Origin of the sequence: Enterobacter sp. UNJFSC 003 (assembly GCF_036903355.1) — a bacterium.
Lineage (GTDB): Bacteria > Pseudomonadota > Gammaproteobacteria > Enterobacterales > Enterobacteriaceae > Enterobacter.
The window spans coordinates 1-263 of sequence record NZ_JBAKHK010000203.1 but is presented as its reverse complement, the minus strand read 5'-3'; the positions used below and the strand labels follow the sequence as shown (position 1 = coordinate 263).

The window sequence follows — 263 nt, the reverse complement described above, 5'->3', positions numbered from 1 at the left end:
CCCAAAGGTCCTGGTAAAAGCCCGGATTCGCCACAATGGCGTCAGCATCAGCAAGACGTGCGCACTCTTAATCAGTATCAAACTCGCGGCGCGTTCGCTTATATTTCTGACCAACAAAAAGTGTACGCCCGTTTCTTCTGGCAGCAAACTGGTCAGGATCGCTACCGTCTGCTGCTGACTAACCCATTGGGCAGTACGGAACTTGAGCTGAATGCTCAACCGGGTAACGTGCAGTTAGTCGACAATAAAGGTCAGCGTTATAC

Annotated in this window: 1 protein-coding gene; it reads left to right on the top strand. The window is 51.0% G+C overall.

Annotated features, from left to right (window positions below):
• Nucleotides 1–263: lipoprotein insertase outer membrane protein LolB (gene lolB / locus V5P19_RS23795; protein ID WP_334408018.1), on the top strand; the 263-nt coding region annotated here is incomplete at both ends.